This is a genomic window from Streptomyces sp. NPDC001717 (genome assembly GCF_042892775.1).
Lineage (GTDB): Bacteria > Actinomycetota > Actinomycetes > Streptomycetales > Streptomycetaceae > Streptomyces.
In genome coordinates this window covers 169,988-186,318 of sequence record NZ_JBIAUK010000010.1, presented here as the reverse complement: position 1 = coordinate 186,318, position 16,331 = coordinate 169,988, and the positions used below count along the sequence as shown (strand labels likewise).

At 75.7% G+C, this 16,331-nt stretch carries 9 protein-coding genes; 4 read left to right on the top strand and 5 right to left on the bottom strand.

Annotation, left to right across the window (positions count from 1 at the left end; all coding sequences use genetic code 11):
* Positions 1-14 precede the first annotated feature (14 nt).
* The 3 genes from ACFYZL_RS19155 to ACFYZL_RS19145 form a co-directional block, all read right to left on the bottom strand.
* On the bottom strand, positions 15-470 hold the full coding sequence (locus tag ACFYZL_RS19155) for an ester cyclase (RefSeq protein ID WP_384746047.1): 456 nt from the start codon (positions 468-470) through the stop codon (positions 15-17).
* A 273-nt stretch (positions 471-743) separates the two neighbouring features.
* Positions 744-2,297 carry an MFS transporter gene (locus tag ACFYZL_RS19150; RefSeq protein WP_388680194.1) on the bottom strand — a complete coding sequence of 518 codons (1,554 nt, stop codon included), beginning with the start codon at positions 2,295-2,297 and terminating at the stop codon, positions 744-746.
* Positions 2,298-2,408: 111 nt separating this feature from the next.
* Entirely contained in the window at positions 2,409-3,812 is a 1,404-nt protein-coding gene (locus ACFYZL_RS19145) for an MFS transporter (protein ID WP_384746045.1), read from the bottom strand.
* A 265-nt stretch (positions 3,813-4,077) separates the two neighbouring features.
* Between ACFYZL_RS19145 and ACFYZL_RS19140 the strand changes: the two genes are divergently transcribed.
* The 4 genes from ACFYZL_RS19140 to ACFYZL_RS19125 are packed head-to-tail and all read left to right on the top strand — an operon-like array spanning position 4,078 to position 12,180.
* Positions 4,078-5,061 (top strand): AfsA-related hotdog domain-containing protein, encoded by a 984-nt coding sequence (locus ACFYZL_RS19140; protein ID WP_388680190.1) that lies wholly within the window; start codon positions 4,078-4,080, stop codon positions 5,059-5,061.
* 11 nt (positions 5,062-5,072) lie between these two features.
* Positions 5,073-8,018 carry a BTAD domain-containing putative transcriptional regulator gene (locus ACFYZL_RS19135; RefSeq protein ID WP_388680187.1) on the top strand — a complete coding sequence of 982 codons (2,946 nt, stop codon included), beginning with the start codon at positions 5,073-5,075 and terminating at the stop codon, positions 8,016-8,018.
* Positions 8,019-8,020: 2 nt separating this feature from the next.
* Positions 8,021-10,402 carry an ATP-binding protein gene (locus ACFYZL_RS19130; RefSeq protein WP_388680184.1) on the top strand — a complete coding sequence of 794 codons (2,382 nt, stop codon included), beginning with the start codon at positions 8,021-8,023 and terminating at the stop codon, positions 10,400-10,402.
* Positions 10,399-12,180, top strand: a complete 1,782-nt coding sequence (locus ACFYZL_RS19125; protein WP_384750648.1) for an AMP-binding protein — start codon at positions 10,399-10,401, stop codon at positions 12,178-12,180. Before ACFYZL_RS19130 ends, ACFYZL_RS19125 begins: the two co-directional genes overlap by 4 nt.
* Before the next feature lie 39 nt (positions 12,181-12,219).
* Here ACFYZL_RS19125 and ACFYZL_RS19120 read toward each other — a convergent pair whose 3' ends face one another.
* Complete coding sequence (locus tag ACFYZL_RS19120; RefSeq protein WP_384750651.1) at positions 12,220-13,176, bottom strand: polyprenyl synthetase family protein; 957 nt, start codon at positions 13,174-13,176, stop codon at positions 12,220-12,222.
* Between the two features lie 226 nt (positions 13,177-13,402).
* On the bottom strand, positions 13,403-16,153 hold the full coding sequence (locus ACFYZL_RS19115) for a LuxR C-terminal-related transcriptional regulator (protein ID WP_388680180.1): 2,751 nt from the start codon (positions 16,151-16,153) through the stop codon (positions 13,403-13,405).
* Positions 16,154-16,331 lie beyond the last annotated feature (178 nt).

The window sequence follows — 16,331 nt, the reverse complement described above, 5'->3', positions numbered from 1 at the left end:
TGCGCCTCGGCCCCTCAGTCGCCGTCGATGACGGAGAGGGCCTGCTGCGGGTCCCAGTAGTTCTGGGCCTGGTAGATCTTCCCGTCCTTGAAGCGGGTCTGGCCGGTGTACGTGAGGGTGAAGGTCTTGCCCGTGGGCTCGCGGTCGAAGATGTAGCCCTGGTGCGTCACGGTGGTCTTCCACTCCAGGTGGGCGATGTCGCCCTCCCAGCGCACGACCTCGGCGCTGTAGTGCGGCGCGAGCTTCTCGCGGACCTCGATCAGGCCGGCCTTGATTCCTTCGAGGTCGGTGCCGTCGTTTTCGAGGGCCAGCGCGCTCTCGTCGGTGAAGTGGCGGAATTCGGGGTGCATGAATTCCTCGACCAGCTCGTCGCGGTGGTTGTTGAGCAATTCGTCGATGTAACGGCGCAGGACGTCTTCCAGCTCCACCTGGAGCGGGGTCTTCTCCAGCTGCCCCTGGACCTCGGTCATTGATTTCCCTTTCGAACGGGCGTCTACTCAGGGAAAGTTATTCGGCCAGCCGGCCGAAGGGCACCCCTAGCCCGCCCCTAGAACGGCCCCGGCACACCCCGATCGGGAACAGCACAACCCCTTTCCCGGACACATCGCGGCGGATGTGCGCGGGCGCGCCTGCGCGCATTGCGGCGGGTACGAAAAAGCCACCCACGCGACGGGGGTTCGCGTGGGTGGCCGGTTTATCGGGTGCGGCGGAATCGGCATCTCGGGTTCAGGGCCCGTCTGCCGTCAGACGGCGGTCTCCCGGGCGACCACGGCGCCCCGGGCGGAGGTGCCGTCCGCCGCCTTCGAGCCCTCGGAGGGGCTCTCGATCCGCCGCGGGAGCAGGAAGGCCGCGGCCACCGCGCCGAGCACGACGACGCCGGCGCACACGGCCGCGGAGGCCGAGAAGGACTTCTCGAAGGCCTCGCGCGCGGCGGCGACGGTGGCCTTGGCGGCCTCCTCCGGCAGGCTCTGGGCGGCCTCCAGCGCCTGGTCGAGGGAGTGCTTGGCCGGCTCGGGCCCGTCGAGGGTGTACGTGGAGGCGTACCGAGTGGCCAGCACACTGCCGACCACGGCGACGCCGAAGGCCGCGCCCATCTCCTGCACGGTGTCGTTCATGGACGACAGCAACCCGGACTGCTCGGGCGGGCCCGCCGTCATCAGCACGTCGTTGACGAGCGGCTGTGACAGTCCCATGCCGGCGCCGACCAGCACCATGGCGGCGACCATCGCCGGGTACCCGTACTCCCGCGTGAACACGGCGTACGTGCCGTATCCGGCGGCCAGCACCAGCAACGAGAGCACGACGGTGGCCCGCACCCCGAGCGCCTTGGTGACCACCGGCGACAGCGGCGAGCAGATCATCAGGGCCACCGCGACCGGCAGGATCGCCGCTCCCGCCGCCAGCGGCGAGTAGCCGAGGACCAGTTGGAACTCCTGGGTGATCACGAACAGGCTGCCGGTGAGGGCGAACATGAGGACCGCCATGGTCCCGCTGGAGCCGAGGAACCGGGGGTTGCGCACCACCGCGAGGTCGATCATGGGGTGCCGCGCCGTGGCCTGGCGGACGAAGAACAGGACCGTCACCACGGCGCCGCCGATGAGGCCGGTCAGCACCTCCGTCGAGGTCCAGCCGTAGCGCGGCTGCTCGATCACGCCGTAGACGAGCGCGGTGACGCCGACGATGGAGAGCAGGGCGCTCAGGGCGTCCAGCGGCCGGGCCGTCGGATCGGTGGACTCGGGTACGAGCACGAGCGCGCCGAACACGGCCGCGGCCACCACGCCCACGTTGACGAGGTAGAGGGAGCCCCACCAGAAGTGCTCGAGCAGCACCCCGCCGATCAGCGGGCCGGTGACGGCGCCGAGCGCGGTCACCGCGCCCCAGATGCCGATGGCCTTGGGGCGCTCCTCATCGGAGAACACGTGGACGAGAATGGACAGCGTGCCGGGCATGAAGGCGGAGGCGCCGGCGCCCATCAGCGCCCGCGTCGCTATGAGTTCCCAGGACTCGGTGGAAAGGGCGGCGGCGACCGAGGCGACGCCGAACAGCACCAGTCCGATCACCAACAGCCTTTTCCGGCCGAACCGGTCGGACAGGCTTCCGCTCATGAGCAGGAGTCCGGCGAGCACCAGGGAATAGGCGTCCACCATCCATTGCAATTCCCCGGTACTCGCGTCCAGTTCTCTGCCCAGGGTCGGCAGCGCGACATTGAGTACGGTCGCGTCGATCGACACCACGAATACGGCGACTGCCAGCACGGCCAGGATCGCCCACCGGCGGGGGTGTTCCCTGTTATCCACCACGACTCCTCGTGCGGCAGTGCAGTGCCGCTCAACGACGTAAGAAACGAATCGACCGTAAAGGGACCGCAGTTGGCGGAGCAAGCCGGTACGGGCGGGATAGGGGTCCCCTTATGCACCCCGTCGGCGCCGCCGTAGCACCGCCGCCGCCACCGCCGTGGCCAGCACCGGCACCACCGCCATGCCGGTGAGCACCCCCAGCTCCGCCGGCGCCGACTGACCCACGGCCCGCCCGCTGTCGGAGGAGACGTATCCGAACGCCTGGAGCACGAGCGAGTACAGGAAGGGGCCCACCGCCAGACCGGCCGCCTCACCGGTGGAGAACAGCCCGGCGAGCAAGCCCCCGTGGCTGGTGCCACTGCGCGCGTCCGCCTCCGCGATGCACTCGGGCAGCATCGCGTACAGGAGCATCAGCTGTCCCGCGTGACCGGTGCCGGCCAGCGCCATGGTGGCGAGCACGGCCGCGGGCGGCAGGACCGGGGCGGCGAGGAACAGCGCGCACCCGGCGGCGAACAGGGCGCAGGAGACGGCGTACGCCCGGTGGGTGCCGAGCCGGTCACCGAGGCGACGCCACAGGCCCGTGGTGGCGAGGTTGGGGACGACGAACGCGGCCACCAGGGCTCCGGCCCAGCCAGGGGCCGGAAGCACCTGGCGGGCAGCGTACGGGGTGCCGGCCAGCAGGACACCGGTGGCCAGGGCCTGGGCCGCGGCGGCGCCCAGCAAGGCGGTGAACCGGGCGTTGCCGCGCGCCGCGCGCAGTTGGCGGCGCAGGCTGGGCTCGCTCTCGCGGACCGGGCCTGCCGCGGCGGAGCGGGTGCCGAGGAAGACCCCGAGCGTTCCGGCGGCGATGACCGCCGCCCCGAACAGGCCCGCCCAGCGGTGCCCTTCCACGCCCCCGCCGCCCAGATCGACCAGGACCGGTGTCACGGCACCGACGATCAGTGCGGCAAGCCCCAGGGCGACGACCCGGCCGACCGCCAGGGCCACCCGGTCCCCCGGGCGGCCGCCGATCTCGGCGGGCATCGCGGCGTACGGGATCTGGAAGCAGGCGAAGGCCGAGGCGGCGAGGAGGAAGCCGGCCTCGGTCCACCACGCGCCGGCCGTGCCGTGGGCGGGTCCCGAGAGCATCAGGGCGACGGCCACGGCCATGGCGAGACCGCCGACGAGCACGTACGGGCGGCGCGCTCCCCAACGCGAGCGGGTGCGGTCGCTGAGGCGGCCGATCACGGGGTTGAGCACGGCCGCCCAGACCTTGGGGACGAGGACGGCCGCCCCGGCGACCGCGGCCGTGACGCCCAGGGTGTCGGTCAGGTAGGGGAGCAACAGGAGACCGGGCAGGGTGGTGAAGGTACCCGAGGCCAGTGCCCCGGAGGCGTAGCCGATGCGCACTCGCCGGGCCAGGCCCGCAGGCCCCGGAGAGGTGCCGGTCGTGGCGGTGGCCGTCGCGGCACCGGCCGCTCGGGCAGCCGCGCCGGTGTCCGGCGCCGACGCGGCCCGGACAGGTGCTGTGGTCATCGGGGACCGCCTTTCAGCTGTTCAGCCGGAATCGAAGCCCCGCCCGGCCTCACGAGGGGGGCGGGAGGCCGGGCGGGAACTGCAGGACACCGTGGGACGGTCTGCCTGTATTTCGCTAAACCTCCCGGTCCGCGCCGCGCACGCCCTGCGGGATCCGCAGTACCGGCCGTGCAACTTGCTGCCACCGTCCGGCGCTGGCGGCCCGCGCCGCGCCCCGCCCAAGCTGAAGGCGCGGCGCGTCCGACGCCGCACCGAGGGGGAGACGATGACGCAGGCCATGACGGCCTCGCCGAGACCGACGGGCCCGGGCACCACCCGGCACCTGATCCACTGCCCGGTCTCGTGGGACCACTGCCTCGACGCGCCGGGCATGGCCGAGGGACACTTCGTGCTCGCGGACCGCGTCCCCCAGCGGCACCCGCTGTTCAATGACGGCGGCAGCCGCTTCCACGACCAGCAGACCGTCATCGAATCGGTGCGCGAGGTCGGGGAGTTCGTCGGGCATCGCTACTTCGGCGTGCCGGCCGACCGGCCCGGCCTGTTCTACCGGTTCGACCTGGAGCTGACCGATCTGGCCTCCTGGCACAGCGGGCCGGTCGCCGACTCCCGCCTCACGACGCGTCTGCGCGCCGTTCCCACCCACGTCGTGGGCGGCGTTCCGCGCGGTCTCGACTTCCACGTCGAGGTCGGCATCGACGGCACTCCGTGCGCCGGCGGCTCGGCCGGGCTCGTGTTCCTCATGCCCGCCCTGTACGCCACCCATCTCGCGCACGCCCGGGCCGCCGCGCGGGAGGCGACCGGTGCGGCGCGGGCCCGGCCCCGGACGACACGGCAGGTGGAGCCGGCCTCCGTGGGACGCGAGTGCCCCGACAACGTCCTGGTGGGCGAACCCGAGACGGACGCGACGGGCCGGCTGACCGCCCCGGTGCGCACCCGCGGCCTGGCCCCCGTGTTCGCGGCCGAGAACGGGTTGCTGCCCGGGCTGCACCTGTTGGAAGCCCTGCGGCAGACCGCTCTGCTGTGCGCCGGACGCGGGCCCGGGCTGGCCGCCTCGCGCAGCGTCCTGGCCGCCTCCCGGGTGCACTTCCGGGGGTACGCCGACGCGGACACCCCGCTGGCGTGCAGTGCCGTACCGGGCGCCGTGGAGCGGGACCGGGCCGGGCGGCCGGCCGTACCGGTCGCTCTCACCCTGACGCAGGGCCACCGGGCGGTCGCCGAGGCCACCACCGTCGTGGTGCAGGACTTCTGAGAGGCAACACAGTGAGGTTCCGGATTCTGGGCCCGCTGGAGGTCGCCGGAGATCCGGACCCGGCCTCCGCGGGCCTGCACACCCCCGGCCCCGCCAAGATCCGCGTGGTGCTGGGGACGCTGCTGGCCCGGCCCAACCAGGTCGTCTCGGCCGAGGCGCTGATCGACGAGCTGTGGCCGGAGTCGCCGCCGCGCACGGCGCTGCAGACGCTGCACGTGTACGTGTCACAGGTGCGCAAGTGCCTGATGGCCGCGAGCCCTCGGCACGGCCAGGACACCCTCGTCACCCAGCGCCCCGGCTACCTGTTGCGGGTGGCCTCCGACGAGCTGGACCTGACCCTGTTCGAGCGGCTGCACGAGCAGGGGCGGGCCGCGGTGCAGGCGGGGGCGTACGACCGGGCCGCCGACCTGCTGGCAGAAGCCCAGGACCTGTGGCGCGGCCCGCTGCTGTCCGACACCCCGCACGGCCCGATTCTGCAGACCGCGGCGGCCCGGCTGCACGAGGCCCGGCCGGCCGCGCTGGAGCTGCGCATCGGCGCCGACCTCCGCCTGGGCCGGCACCGCGAGCTCGTCGCGGAACTCAGCGCGCTGGTCACCGAACACCCGTTGCGGGAGGAGTTGCACGCGCAGCTGATGACCGCCCTGTACCGCAGCGAGCGGCTTCCGGAGGCGCTCCGCGCGTACGCGCGGGTGCGCCGGACCCTGGTCGAGGAACTGGGCGTGGAGCCGGGCCCCCGCCTGCGCGCCCTGCACCGGCAACTGCTGGCCGCCGACACGGCACCCACGCCGGCCCTGGGCCCCTGGGCGGACTCCGGCCCTGCGGGCGGGCATGCGGCCGCCCCCTGGACGCACGCCGGCCAGACGGTTCCCGGAGCGGCGAACCGCACGACGACGCACGGTGGTTCAGCCGACTTCGCCGCGCGGGGCGGGCCGGCAGCAGCCCGTCCGGCGAGCCATGCCCCGGCTGACGGCCGTGCCTTCGCCGCCTCGACGTACGTCGGCCAAGCGGGTGGCGGTGTCGCGGCGCCCGGCACGGGGGACGGTGCGTCGGTGGCGGCCCGATCAGTGGGTGAGGGCGCCGTGGGTGGCGGTCTCGGGTCCGGCACGTCCGTGCCCGGGGGCCGCGGGGCCGACGGTTCGGCGGCTCCCGCCCCCGCGCACCGCACCGGGTCGACGGGTGCCACCGTCCCGCCGGGGCACGGCGGTTCCGTCCCCCTCGGGCTCACGGCGTGGCTGCCGGCCGAGGACCCCGTCCTCGTCGGGCGCTCCGGCGAACTCGCCCGTCTGACGGAGCTGTTGCGCGGCGCGGCGGCCGGTTCCTGGGCCGCCGTCACCGGGCAGCCCGGATCCGGCAAGACGGCGCTCGCCGTCGCCGCGGCCCGTCGCGCCGCCGACGCCTACCCCGACGGCGTGCTCTTCCTCGATCTCTGCCCCGAACCGGCCGAACCGGCCGAGTCCGCCGAGTCGGCCGGTGCCGCCCGGCCGGCCGTGGGTCTCACGCCCGCCGAAGCCTCCCGGCGACTGCTGCGCCAGGCGGGCGTGTCGCCCGCCGAGGGCGACCCCCTTGACGCCTTGCGGGCCCTCACGGCCACCAGGCGACTGCTGCTCGTCCTGGACAACGCCCGCTCCGTGGCCCAGGTCCGCGCTCTGCTGCCCGTCACGGCCGGCAGTACGGCGGTCGTCACCGGCCCGCTGCTGCCCGCCGGGTCGGCGGGGATGCGGACCATCCGCCTCGGGCACGTCGGCCACGCGGCCGCCCGCGAGATCCTCGCCGGAGCCGGTCCGGCCGCCGACGAGATCGCCCGACTGTGCGGAAGGCTCCCGCTGGCCCTGCGGGCCGCCGCGCTGCTGCTCAGCTCACGTCCGCATTGGACGGGCGAGACCCTGGCCCGCACGCTGCGTCCCGAGCGGACCCGGCTCACGTCCCTCGGCATCGGCGAACTCGACGTTCGGGAAAGCCTGCTGAGGACCTATCGCGCCCTGCCCGAAGACGAGCGCCGCACGGTGCGGCTGCTCGGCGCGCTCCCCCCCGGGGTCTTCGGTCTGCGCCCTGCCGCCGCCGCGCTCGGTCTGCCCTCGCGACGCGCGGCGTCCGCGGTGGAGTCCGTGACGGACCGCGGGCTGCTGCTGCCGCTCGGCGAGGACGCCTACGCGTTCCCGGAGTTGCTGCGGCTCCTCGCGGTGGACCGGCTCCGGGCCGACGAGTCACGGGAGTCCGCGAACGAGGCCACCGCACGGGTGTGCGGCGCGTACGCCGGCCTGCTCGCGGACCCCGCCGCGGCGCCCGCCTCCGCCCAGGAGCTGTCGGCGCTGACGGACCTGGTCCGGCGGGCGCACGCCGCCACGCTCTGGCGACCGGCGGTGGAGCTGGCGGACGCTCTGGCCGGTCCGCTGGAGAGGGCGGTGTCCTGGGAGAACTGGGAGGCCGCCCACACGCTCGCCCTCGACGCCGCCCGGCGTGCCGGCGACCGCGGCGCCGAGGCGCGCATGGTGCGCTCGCTCGGCGATCTGTGCTGGCAGCAGCGTCGCACGGAGGAGGCCGAGGAACACTACCGGGAGGCCCTGCGGCTCGCCGAGCGGGCGCGGACTGCCGAGGAGGCGGCCCGCGCGCTGGCGGGGCTGGCGGAACTGCGGCTGGAGCACGGCCGGACGGCGGAGGCGGACGCGCTGGTCGGCGACGCCTTGGCCCGGCCGGAGCCGGGCCCGGGGCTGGGGCGGTACGAGGCGTACCGGGTGCAGGCGCAGGTCCGCTTGCGCTCCGGAGACGCGGCAGGTGCGGCCGTCCCCCTCGGCAAGTGCCTGGCCATCGCGACGGAGCTGCGCGACAGCCGCCGGGAGGAGCACGTCCGCCGCGTGCTGCGGGCGGCCGGCGGTGACACGGACGCGCATGAAGTACGGCCCGGAATATGGCGGTTGCCGATGCGGGAGCCCGCGTCGGCAACCGGGATGAGGAGTTGACGATGCCCCCGACGCACCCCCGCCCCTCGGCGGCACCCACCTCCGGGCCCACCCCCTACGCGCCGGCCGAGTCGACCGACCCGTATCCGGCGAACGCCGTGGACGTCCGGGCCGACCCCGCCCCCGCGGACCCCGGCGCCCCGGGCGCCCCCGGGTCCGTCGGCGCGGAGCCGGACTCCGGCCTGATCGGCCGCGACCATGAGCTGCGCGTGCTGGAGGGGGCCTTGCGGGATCCGGGGACCCGGATGGTCACCCTCGTCGGCCCGGCCGGCGTGGGCAAGAGCGTGCTCGCCGCCGCGGTGGCGAGCACGCTGACGCCCGGCCCGGCGGGGACGCCCGGCACGCCCGTGTTCGACGCACTGCGCACCACCGCGCCGGGCGCGGGCGCCGTGCCCGCGGGCGGCCGCACCCTGCTGCTGCTCGACGGCTGCGACCACGCGCGGCGCCGGTCGCCCGAGGCGATGGCCGCGCTCCTCGCCGCACACCCCGGCGTCACTGTCCTGGCTACCGCGCTGGAGCCGCTGGGCCTTTACGGCGAGCGGACGGTGCAGGTGGCCCCGCTGCCGGTGCCGCTGCCGCACGAGGTGGAGACGGGCGATCCGACGGCGCTCGGCCGGGTGCCCGCCGTCGTGCTGTTCGTCCTCCGGGCGACACGGTCCTGCCCCGGGTTCGCGCTGACCGAGGAGAACGCGGAGGCGGTCGGGCGGCTCTGCGTCCTGCTGGAGGGGCTGCCGGCCGCTCTGGAACTGGCCGCGGGCCGGATGCGGCTGTACTCCCCCGCCACGCTGCTGGCCCGCCTGACGCGGAGCCCCGGAGCGCTGTCGGGCGGACCGGCCTCGGCACCCGAGCGGCACCGGTCTCTCGCGGCGCTGGCGGAGTTCGGCCTCGAAGGGCTGACGGCCGATGAGCGGGAGCTGGTGGAGCGGCTCTCGGTACACGAGGGCGGCTTCGGCGGCCTCGGTGTGCCCCGGTCCGCGGAGGACGCCCTGGACCGGCTGCTGGAGCGGGGCGTGCTGCGCCTGGCGCACCGGGACGGCGCCCGAGTGGCGGAGCCCCGGTACGCGGTGCCCGAGCCGGTGCGTTCGTACTGCCTGGCCCGGCTCGCGGACGCGGGTGACGGCCGCCGCGAGGCGGCCGCCGACGAGCACGCCGACCGCTACGCACGCCTGGCGGCGACCGCCGCCCCGCGCCTCGTCGGCCCGGAGCGGGCCCGTTGGTTCACCGTACTGGCCGACGAGGCGGACAACGTACGGGTCGCGCTGGAGCGGCTGGTCGCTCGCGGCGACCGGGCGACCGCGGCGGCGACGGTGCTGGCCTGCCGGGAGCCCTGGCTGGCGCAGGGGCGGCTGCGCGAGGGGACGGCGTGGTGCGAGCGGATGCCGGCCGAGGGCCCGCCCGGGCTGCCCGAGCCCGTCCTCGCCCGACTGACCGAGCTGGCCGGGGTCCTGGCCCTCGCCCGCGGCGAGACCGCGGAGGCGGTCCACCTGCTCCGATCCGGCCTCGACCGGAGCAGGCGGCTGGGCGACCGCAGACAGACGGCGGCCATCGGTGCGCAGTGGGGCGAGGCCCTCCTGGCGGACGGGGATCCGCACGGTGCCGTGGCGGCCTTGGAGCCGGCCGCGGCCGCCCTGGAGTCGACGGGCGCCGCGGCGGCCGCCGCGCGGGCCCGCACGTCGCTGGCCCGGGCCCAGCACGAGCTGGGCCGGACCCGCGCGGCGGCGGAGCTGCTGGACCAGGCCCAGTCCGCGCTGCGCAGGGTCGGCGACGTGCGGGGACTGGCGGAGGCGCTGCGCGGCAGGGCCGCGCTGGAGGCCGACGGCGGGGAGCACGAGGAGGCCTTCCGGTCTCTGCGGGAGGGCCTCCAGCTCGCCGAGGAATGCGCGGAACACACCCGACTCCCCTGGCTGGTGGAGGATTTCGCCCTTGCCGCGCTCCGGATCACCCCCGAGCAGCGGCCCCGCGTGGTGCGGCTGCTGACCGCGTCGGAGGCCTTGCGGGCGCGGATCGGCGCCACCGCGCCCGCGGCCCGGCGCGCCTCGCTGGCCGAGGTGTCCGACGGGCTTCGGGCGCGGCTGGGGTGGACCGGTTTCACGCGCGCTCGCACCGAGGGCCTGGCCCTGGGCCCGGCGGGGGCGCTGCGTGAGGCACTGTCCTCCCCCGCACCCGCCCGGACGAGGACGGCCGAGGAGGCCGGACCACAGCCACTGACACCACGCCAGGTGCAGGTGGCGATGCTGGTCGCCGAGGGAATGACCAATCGTCAGATAGCGGAAAGGCTGGGATTGTCGGAGTGGACCGTGGTCAACCACGTGCGTCAGATCATGCGCCGCCTCGGCTGCTCCTCCCGCATCCAGGTCGCCTGGGCCTCGGGCCGGTGGTCATGACCGACCCCCGTACCCGCGCGCCCCGCGGGGAAGACGGCACCGGACAGGACGGCACCGACGTGGCCGCCGCGCTGGCGGCGCTCGCCCCGCCGCCCGCCGTCGCCGCCGCCTTCCACGGACGGGGCTGGTGGCGCACCGGCACCTTCGCGGACGACCTGGCCCGTACCGCGGCCCGCTTCCCCCGCCGACCGGCGGTGGTACAGCACCGGCTGCACCGTCCCGCGGACCGGCGGGCCGTCCGGCTCGACCAGGCCCGACTCGCGCTGTACGTCGAACGGTTCTCTGCCGCGCTCGCCTCGCTCGGCATCACCGAGGGCGACCCGGTCGCCTACCAGCTCCCCGACTGGTGGGAGGCCGCCGCACTGGCCCTGGCCTGCATGCGGCTGGGTGCCGTCGCGGTGCCCGTACTGCCCACCGTACGCGCGCGGGGCCTGCGCGCGATCCTGGCGGCCAGTCAGGCCCGGCTGTGCGTGGTACCGGACTCCTGGGACGGCTTCCCGCACGCCGAGGCGTTGGCGGATCTGGCCGCGGAACTGCCCTGGCTGCGCCACCGGGTCGTGGTCGGCGACGCCGCCCGGACGACCGGCGCGCTCGACTTCGGCTCCTGCTTCCTGCGCACCGCCCACGAGCGGGGCCCGTACGGACGGCGGCCCGGCCCGCGCCCCGGTCACGCCGACCGGGTCTGCCTGATGGTGACGGTGATGGGTCTGGGCGAGGAGTACACCGCGGTCCTGCACACCCCCAACACCCTCTACGCCAACATCAGTACGCAGGACGACCGCGGCGGTCCGGGGCGGCGGCCCGGCGAGGTGTTCTACTCGGCGCTGCCGCAGACCTCCCTCGCCTCGACCCTCTACACCGTGTGCTGGCCGGCCGCGGTGGGCGGCACCGGCGTGTACCAGGACGTGTGGACCCCCGACGGCTGCCTGGACCTGATGGCCGAGGCGGGCGTCCACCAGGCCTACGCCTCCCCCGCCCACTGGGCCGAGGTGCTGCTCGCGCAGCGCCGCCGCCCCCGGGACCTCCCGGCGCTCCGCCTGGCCCTGTCCGGGGGGCGGACCGGCACCGCCCGGTCCCTGCTGGCCGAACTGCCGCCCGCGCTGGGCGCGCCGGTCCGGGCTGTCTGGGGCGCGCCGGAACTCGGCTTGGGCACCCTGACCCGCGGCGACACCCCGGCGGAGCGCGCCGGGGAGAGCGACGGGGTACCGCCGGCGGGTCTGGAGCTGTCCCCCCTGCCGGGCCGGGCGGCCCCCCGGGACGAGGCCTCGGCGCTGCGGGTGCGGGGCCCCTCCGTCTGCCTGGGGACCTGGCGTCACGGGGCCCCCGCGCCCAGCGCCACCTGGGCTGCGGACGGGGGCTGGCTCGACACCGGGGACCGGGCCCGCCCGGACGGGCTCGGCGGCATCCGTGTGACCGGCCGGGCCGCCGCCCGTACGGGAGCACTGTTCGTCGTACCGGTGGACCGGATCGAGGCGGCGCTGCTCGACCATCCCGGAGTGCGGGAGGCCGCGGTCATCGGGCACGTCGACCCGGAGCAGGGCGAGCGGCCGTGCGCGGTCGTGGTGCCGGCCGTGGAGGAGAGCCCGCCGGGCCTGCTGGAGCTGCGCGAGCACCTTTCCGCGCGTGGTGTGGACGACGCGGGGCTGCCGACGCGGCTGGAGCTGGTGGGTTCGCTGCCCCGGGACGATCGGGGCGAGGTACGCAAGGACGGTCTGCGGGACTGGCTGGAGCGACTGCGCCCCGGGCGGCCCCACCCGGCCCCGGACACGACGCGGTAGCAAGGGGGCGCCGCGCTCGGGTACGGCGTACGACGGCGGTCAGCCGTGCTCGGCAGCGGTCAACAGGGCTCCGAGGATGCCGAGTTCGGCGCGCCAGACCAGGGACAGCGCAGGCGCGAGGGCTTCGGAGCCCGCGGCGGCCAGTTCGCCCGCGAGCGTCTCGGCGGCGCGTCGGGTCCGGCCGTCGAAGAGCACGTCGCGCAGCAGCTCGGCGTCCTCGCCGAAGTCCGGTCCGCCGGCCAGGAAGCCGCGCAGCCGCCAGCCCGCGTGGATCTTGTCGCTGTACGCGGCGTAGGCCTCGGCCAGTTCGGGGCGCCCGGCCAGCGCCGCGCCGAGCAGCATCGGATGGCGCACGGCGTACCAGCCCGCGGCGCAGCCCCGGGGACAGTCCGCGATCACACACCGGCCGGGCCAGGGGTCGTCCTCGTACGCCGCGCCGGCGGCTGCGCTCGCGTGGGCACCCAGCACCCGCTCGGCGCGCAGCTCGTCCCAGATCCTGCGGGCCCCGGCGGGCAGACCCGACGCGAGGCGATCGGCGTAGGCGAGGGCGAGATCCCCGGCCAGCACCGCGGCGCCCTCGCCGAACCGTCGCGACTCCCCGCGCCAGCCGTTGCGCTCGTGCTCGGCGGCGTGGCTGACGTGCAGGGTGGGCAGCCCCCGGCGCAGCGCGGCACCTTCGCGGATGTCGCTGCGGATCAACAGCCAGGTGTCCAGGAACTCCAGCGCGGCCGCGGCGTCGAGGACCTGGGGCGCCTCGGGGTCCCCGCCCGCGGCCAGGTAGCCGCTGAGCAGCAGGGCCGCCCGGACCCGGTCCCGGCCGGCACGCATCACCGTGGCGAGGTCGCCGACCAGGACGGCCGCGGCCGAGTTCTCGGTCGCCCAGCGGCCGTGTTCGTCGGCCAGCAGGGCTCCGATGTGCTCCTCGACGCGCTGGAGCGCCTGGGCCCGCTGGGCCGCGGGGGTCGTGGGGCTCCGCATCTGCTGATGGCTCGTCATGGTCTGCTCCCCCTCGCTCGGGCCGCTGTCGTGACTCAGCCTGCCGGGGTGGCTGCGCACGGGCGGTGCGGACGGGGTCGCGGCGTGCGAGGGCAGCCCGAAAAGTCGGCGTGCACGACAGGGACCGGTCGGTCTCCGGCGCGGCCGCCCCCGGGCCTGCCATGCGCCTGCCATACGGACCCACCCCACGGCCGCGGTCCGCGCACCGTCACGGCGGGAGCCCCGCCTACGTGGACAGGAGCTGGAGTTGCACCGGCAGCTCCATGCGGCGCGTCACACCCAGCTTGCGGTACGCCCGCGTCAAGTGCTGCTCCACGGTGCTCACCGTGATGCTGAGCTTCTGCGCGATCTCCCGGTTGGTGTCCCCCCGTACGGCGAGGGTCGCGACCCTGCGCTCCGATTCGCTGAGCCGGCCCACCACCTCGGCGAAGGAGGTCATCGGGGCCCTCGTCGGGGCGGGGGCCTCGCGCGGACCGTTGTGGGCGATGGTGTTGCGCAGCGGGTGGGCGCCGCATTCGTCGGCCAGGTGCCAGGCCGTGCGGTTGACCATGGCGGCCCGGCCGGTCTCCCCCGGCTCCTGCAGGGCCCGCCCGAGCTCCGCGAGGGTGCGGGCGAGTTCGTAGCGGTCGCCCGCGCGGCGCAGGGCCTCGCCCGCCCGGGCGAGGCAGATCTGGCGTTTGCGGGGCTCCTGGCAGACGGCCCGGGCCCGCAGCGAGATGCCCTGCACCCAGGGATCGGCGGCATCGGCCGTGGCGAGCTGGTCGATGACGAACCGGTCGGCCTGCCGGGTCTCGCCGAGCCGGTGGAGCGCCTCCGCGGCATCGGTGCGCCACGGGATGACCACCGGCCGATCCAGGCCCCAGCGCTTCATGCACCGGCCGATCTCGAGGAAGTCGCCGAGGGCCGCGTGGTAGCGGCTGGCCGCGAGGTGGAACTGGCCGCGGGCGCGCAGGTATTCGAGGCCGTGGACGCTGGCGGTCAGGGCGGCCGGCACCGGCCGGGCCAGTTCGGCGGCGGCCTCGTCGGTCCGCCCCATGGCGAGAGCGGCCTGTACCAGCACCCCGGAGGCCAGGCTCAGCAGGGAGCCGGCGCAGGAGCGGGGTACGGACTCCAGCGCCGCGCGGGCCTCGCTCTCGGCATCGGCCAGCCGGCCCTGGCGTAGCAGCGCCTGGGCGTGTACGGCACGGAAGAGGGCGGCCCAGCCGGTGGCACCGCGGCGTTCGGCCTCGGCAACGGCCTCGCGGCACCAGGGAAGCGCGCGTTCGGCGCGATGGGCGCCGCCCAGGTGCAGCAGGGTGCGCAGGGCCTGGAGCGTGGGCCCGGCGGTGGCGCAGGCGGGCGAAACCCCGCGCAGGAAGGACTCGGCGGCCTCCACCGCCCGGGGGGAGATCTCCGGGAGCTGCCACAGGGTGGCCGACGACCGGGACGGGGTGTCGGCCGGTCCTCCGTCCTCACGTCGGCCGGCCGGGCGCCGGGAGGGGGTGCGGGGGAAGGCGGCGAGGCCGTCGAAGGGGTCGGCGCCCGCCGCCCGGCCCGCGGACTCCGCCCCGGCGAATGAGGGGAACAGCCCCAGCACCTCTTCCGCCTCGTCGAGCCGTCCGTGGCCGGCCAGCTGCCGGGCCAGCGCTCCGAGGTTGGCGGGACCCAGGCGGCCGGCCCGGGCGTCCTCCAGGGGCTGTAGCAGCCGCCGTTCGGCGCCGCCGGGATCGATGCGTCCGTCGGCCGCGGCCATCCGCAACGTGTTGTCCGTACGGGCCTGGTCGTCGCCGATGCCCTCACCGGCGAGTTCCAGGTACGCCAGGGCGCGCTCCGGGCGGCCCGAGGAGAGCAGTTGGGCGGCGGCGCTGTGCAGGACGGGCACGGCCCAGCTGCGGTCCACGAGGCGGGCGGCCAGCAGCTGGGCCGCGATGTCGGGGGCGTCCGCCCCGGCCTCGCGCGCCGCCTCGGCCGCGCGCGCGTGCAGGGCGGTTCGTTCGTGCGGGGCCATCCGGCCGAGTACGGCGAGGCGGGCGGCCTCGTGGCGGAAGCGGCCGTCACGCAGGAGCCCGGCGCGCTCCAGGGCCGCCGCGACCCGTACGGCCCCGGCGGCCGGTCGTGCCCCGGGAGCGGCGGCGGAGCGCTCGGCCGGCGTGGTGCCGGCCGGCGGCTCCAGGAGCGCGGCGGCCCTCTCGGGCGTGGCGTGCGCGTCGAGGACGGACAAGGCCCGGGCGAGGCCGAGCGCGCCGGGTCCGGAGCGTTCCAGGCAGGCGAGGACCGCCTGGGCGAAGGGGCCGTGGGGTTCGGGCTCGGCATCGGCTCCGGCGGTCCTGCGTTCTTCGAGGAGAGCGCGCAGCAGGAGCGGGTTGCCGCCACTGAGGTCGTACAGCCGGTCCGTTTCCGCGGCGGGCGTGCCGGGCGCGTCCCGGCGCACCAGGTCCCGGGTCCCCTGGCTGCTCAAGGGGGCCAGCGTGAGCCGGACGAGCCCGTCGAGCCTGATGAGCTCGGTGTCCGGCATGTGACCCCGGTCGGCCCCGTCGATGCCCCGGGTGAGGACGAGCAGGACCCGGTCGGTGCGGGTGGCGTGGGCGAGGTGCATCAGGTGGGCAAGGGAGAGCTCGTCCGTGTGCTGCCAGTCGTCGACGCAGATCACGACGGGAGCGTCCTCGCTCATGCGCCGCACCGCGACGGTGAGGAGCTCCATGGACGCGCTCCGGCTGCCCCGCGTCCCGCCGTCGCGCGGCGTGAGGGCACCGGCCGGTGCGCCGGCCGCCAACTGGCCCAGGACGCCGAGGGGCAGTGTGCGCTCGGCGGCGCTGCCGGTGGCCCGCAGGACGAGTGCGCCGTCCGCCCAGGCCTCGCGCATGGCGAAGGCCAGCAGCTCGGTCCGCCCGCAGCCGACGGGGCCCTCGATGAGGACCGTGCTCCCCCGCCCTTCACCACAGGACGCAAGGGCGGTTTTCAGCCAGTGCGATTCCGCCGCTCTCTCCATCAGCCTCATATCGCTCCCCCATGTATTCCGAATTCCGGGCACCCGGGGACAATCGGCGACGCCGCCCTTGCGCACCCATGAATTGTGCGCCGAATTCCGGGGCGTTCCGCGCGTTCCCACGGTGGCCGGTAGCTGCATGTCAGGAACTCCCGACACTCGGCTCACCGAACCGGATCGGTTGAAATTT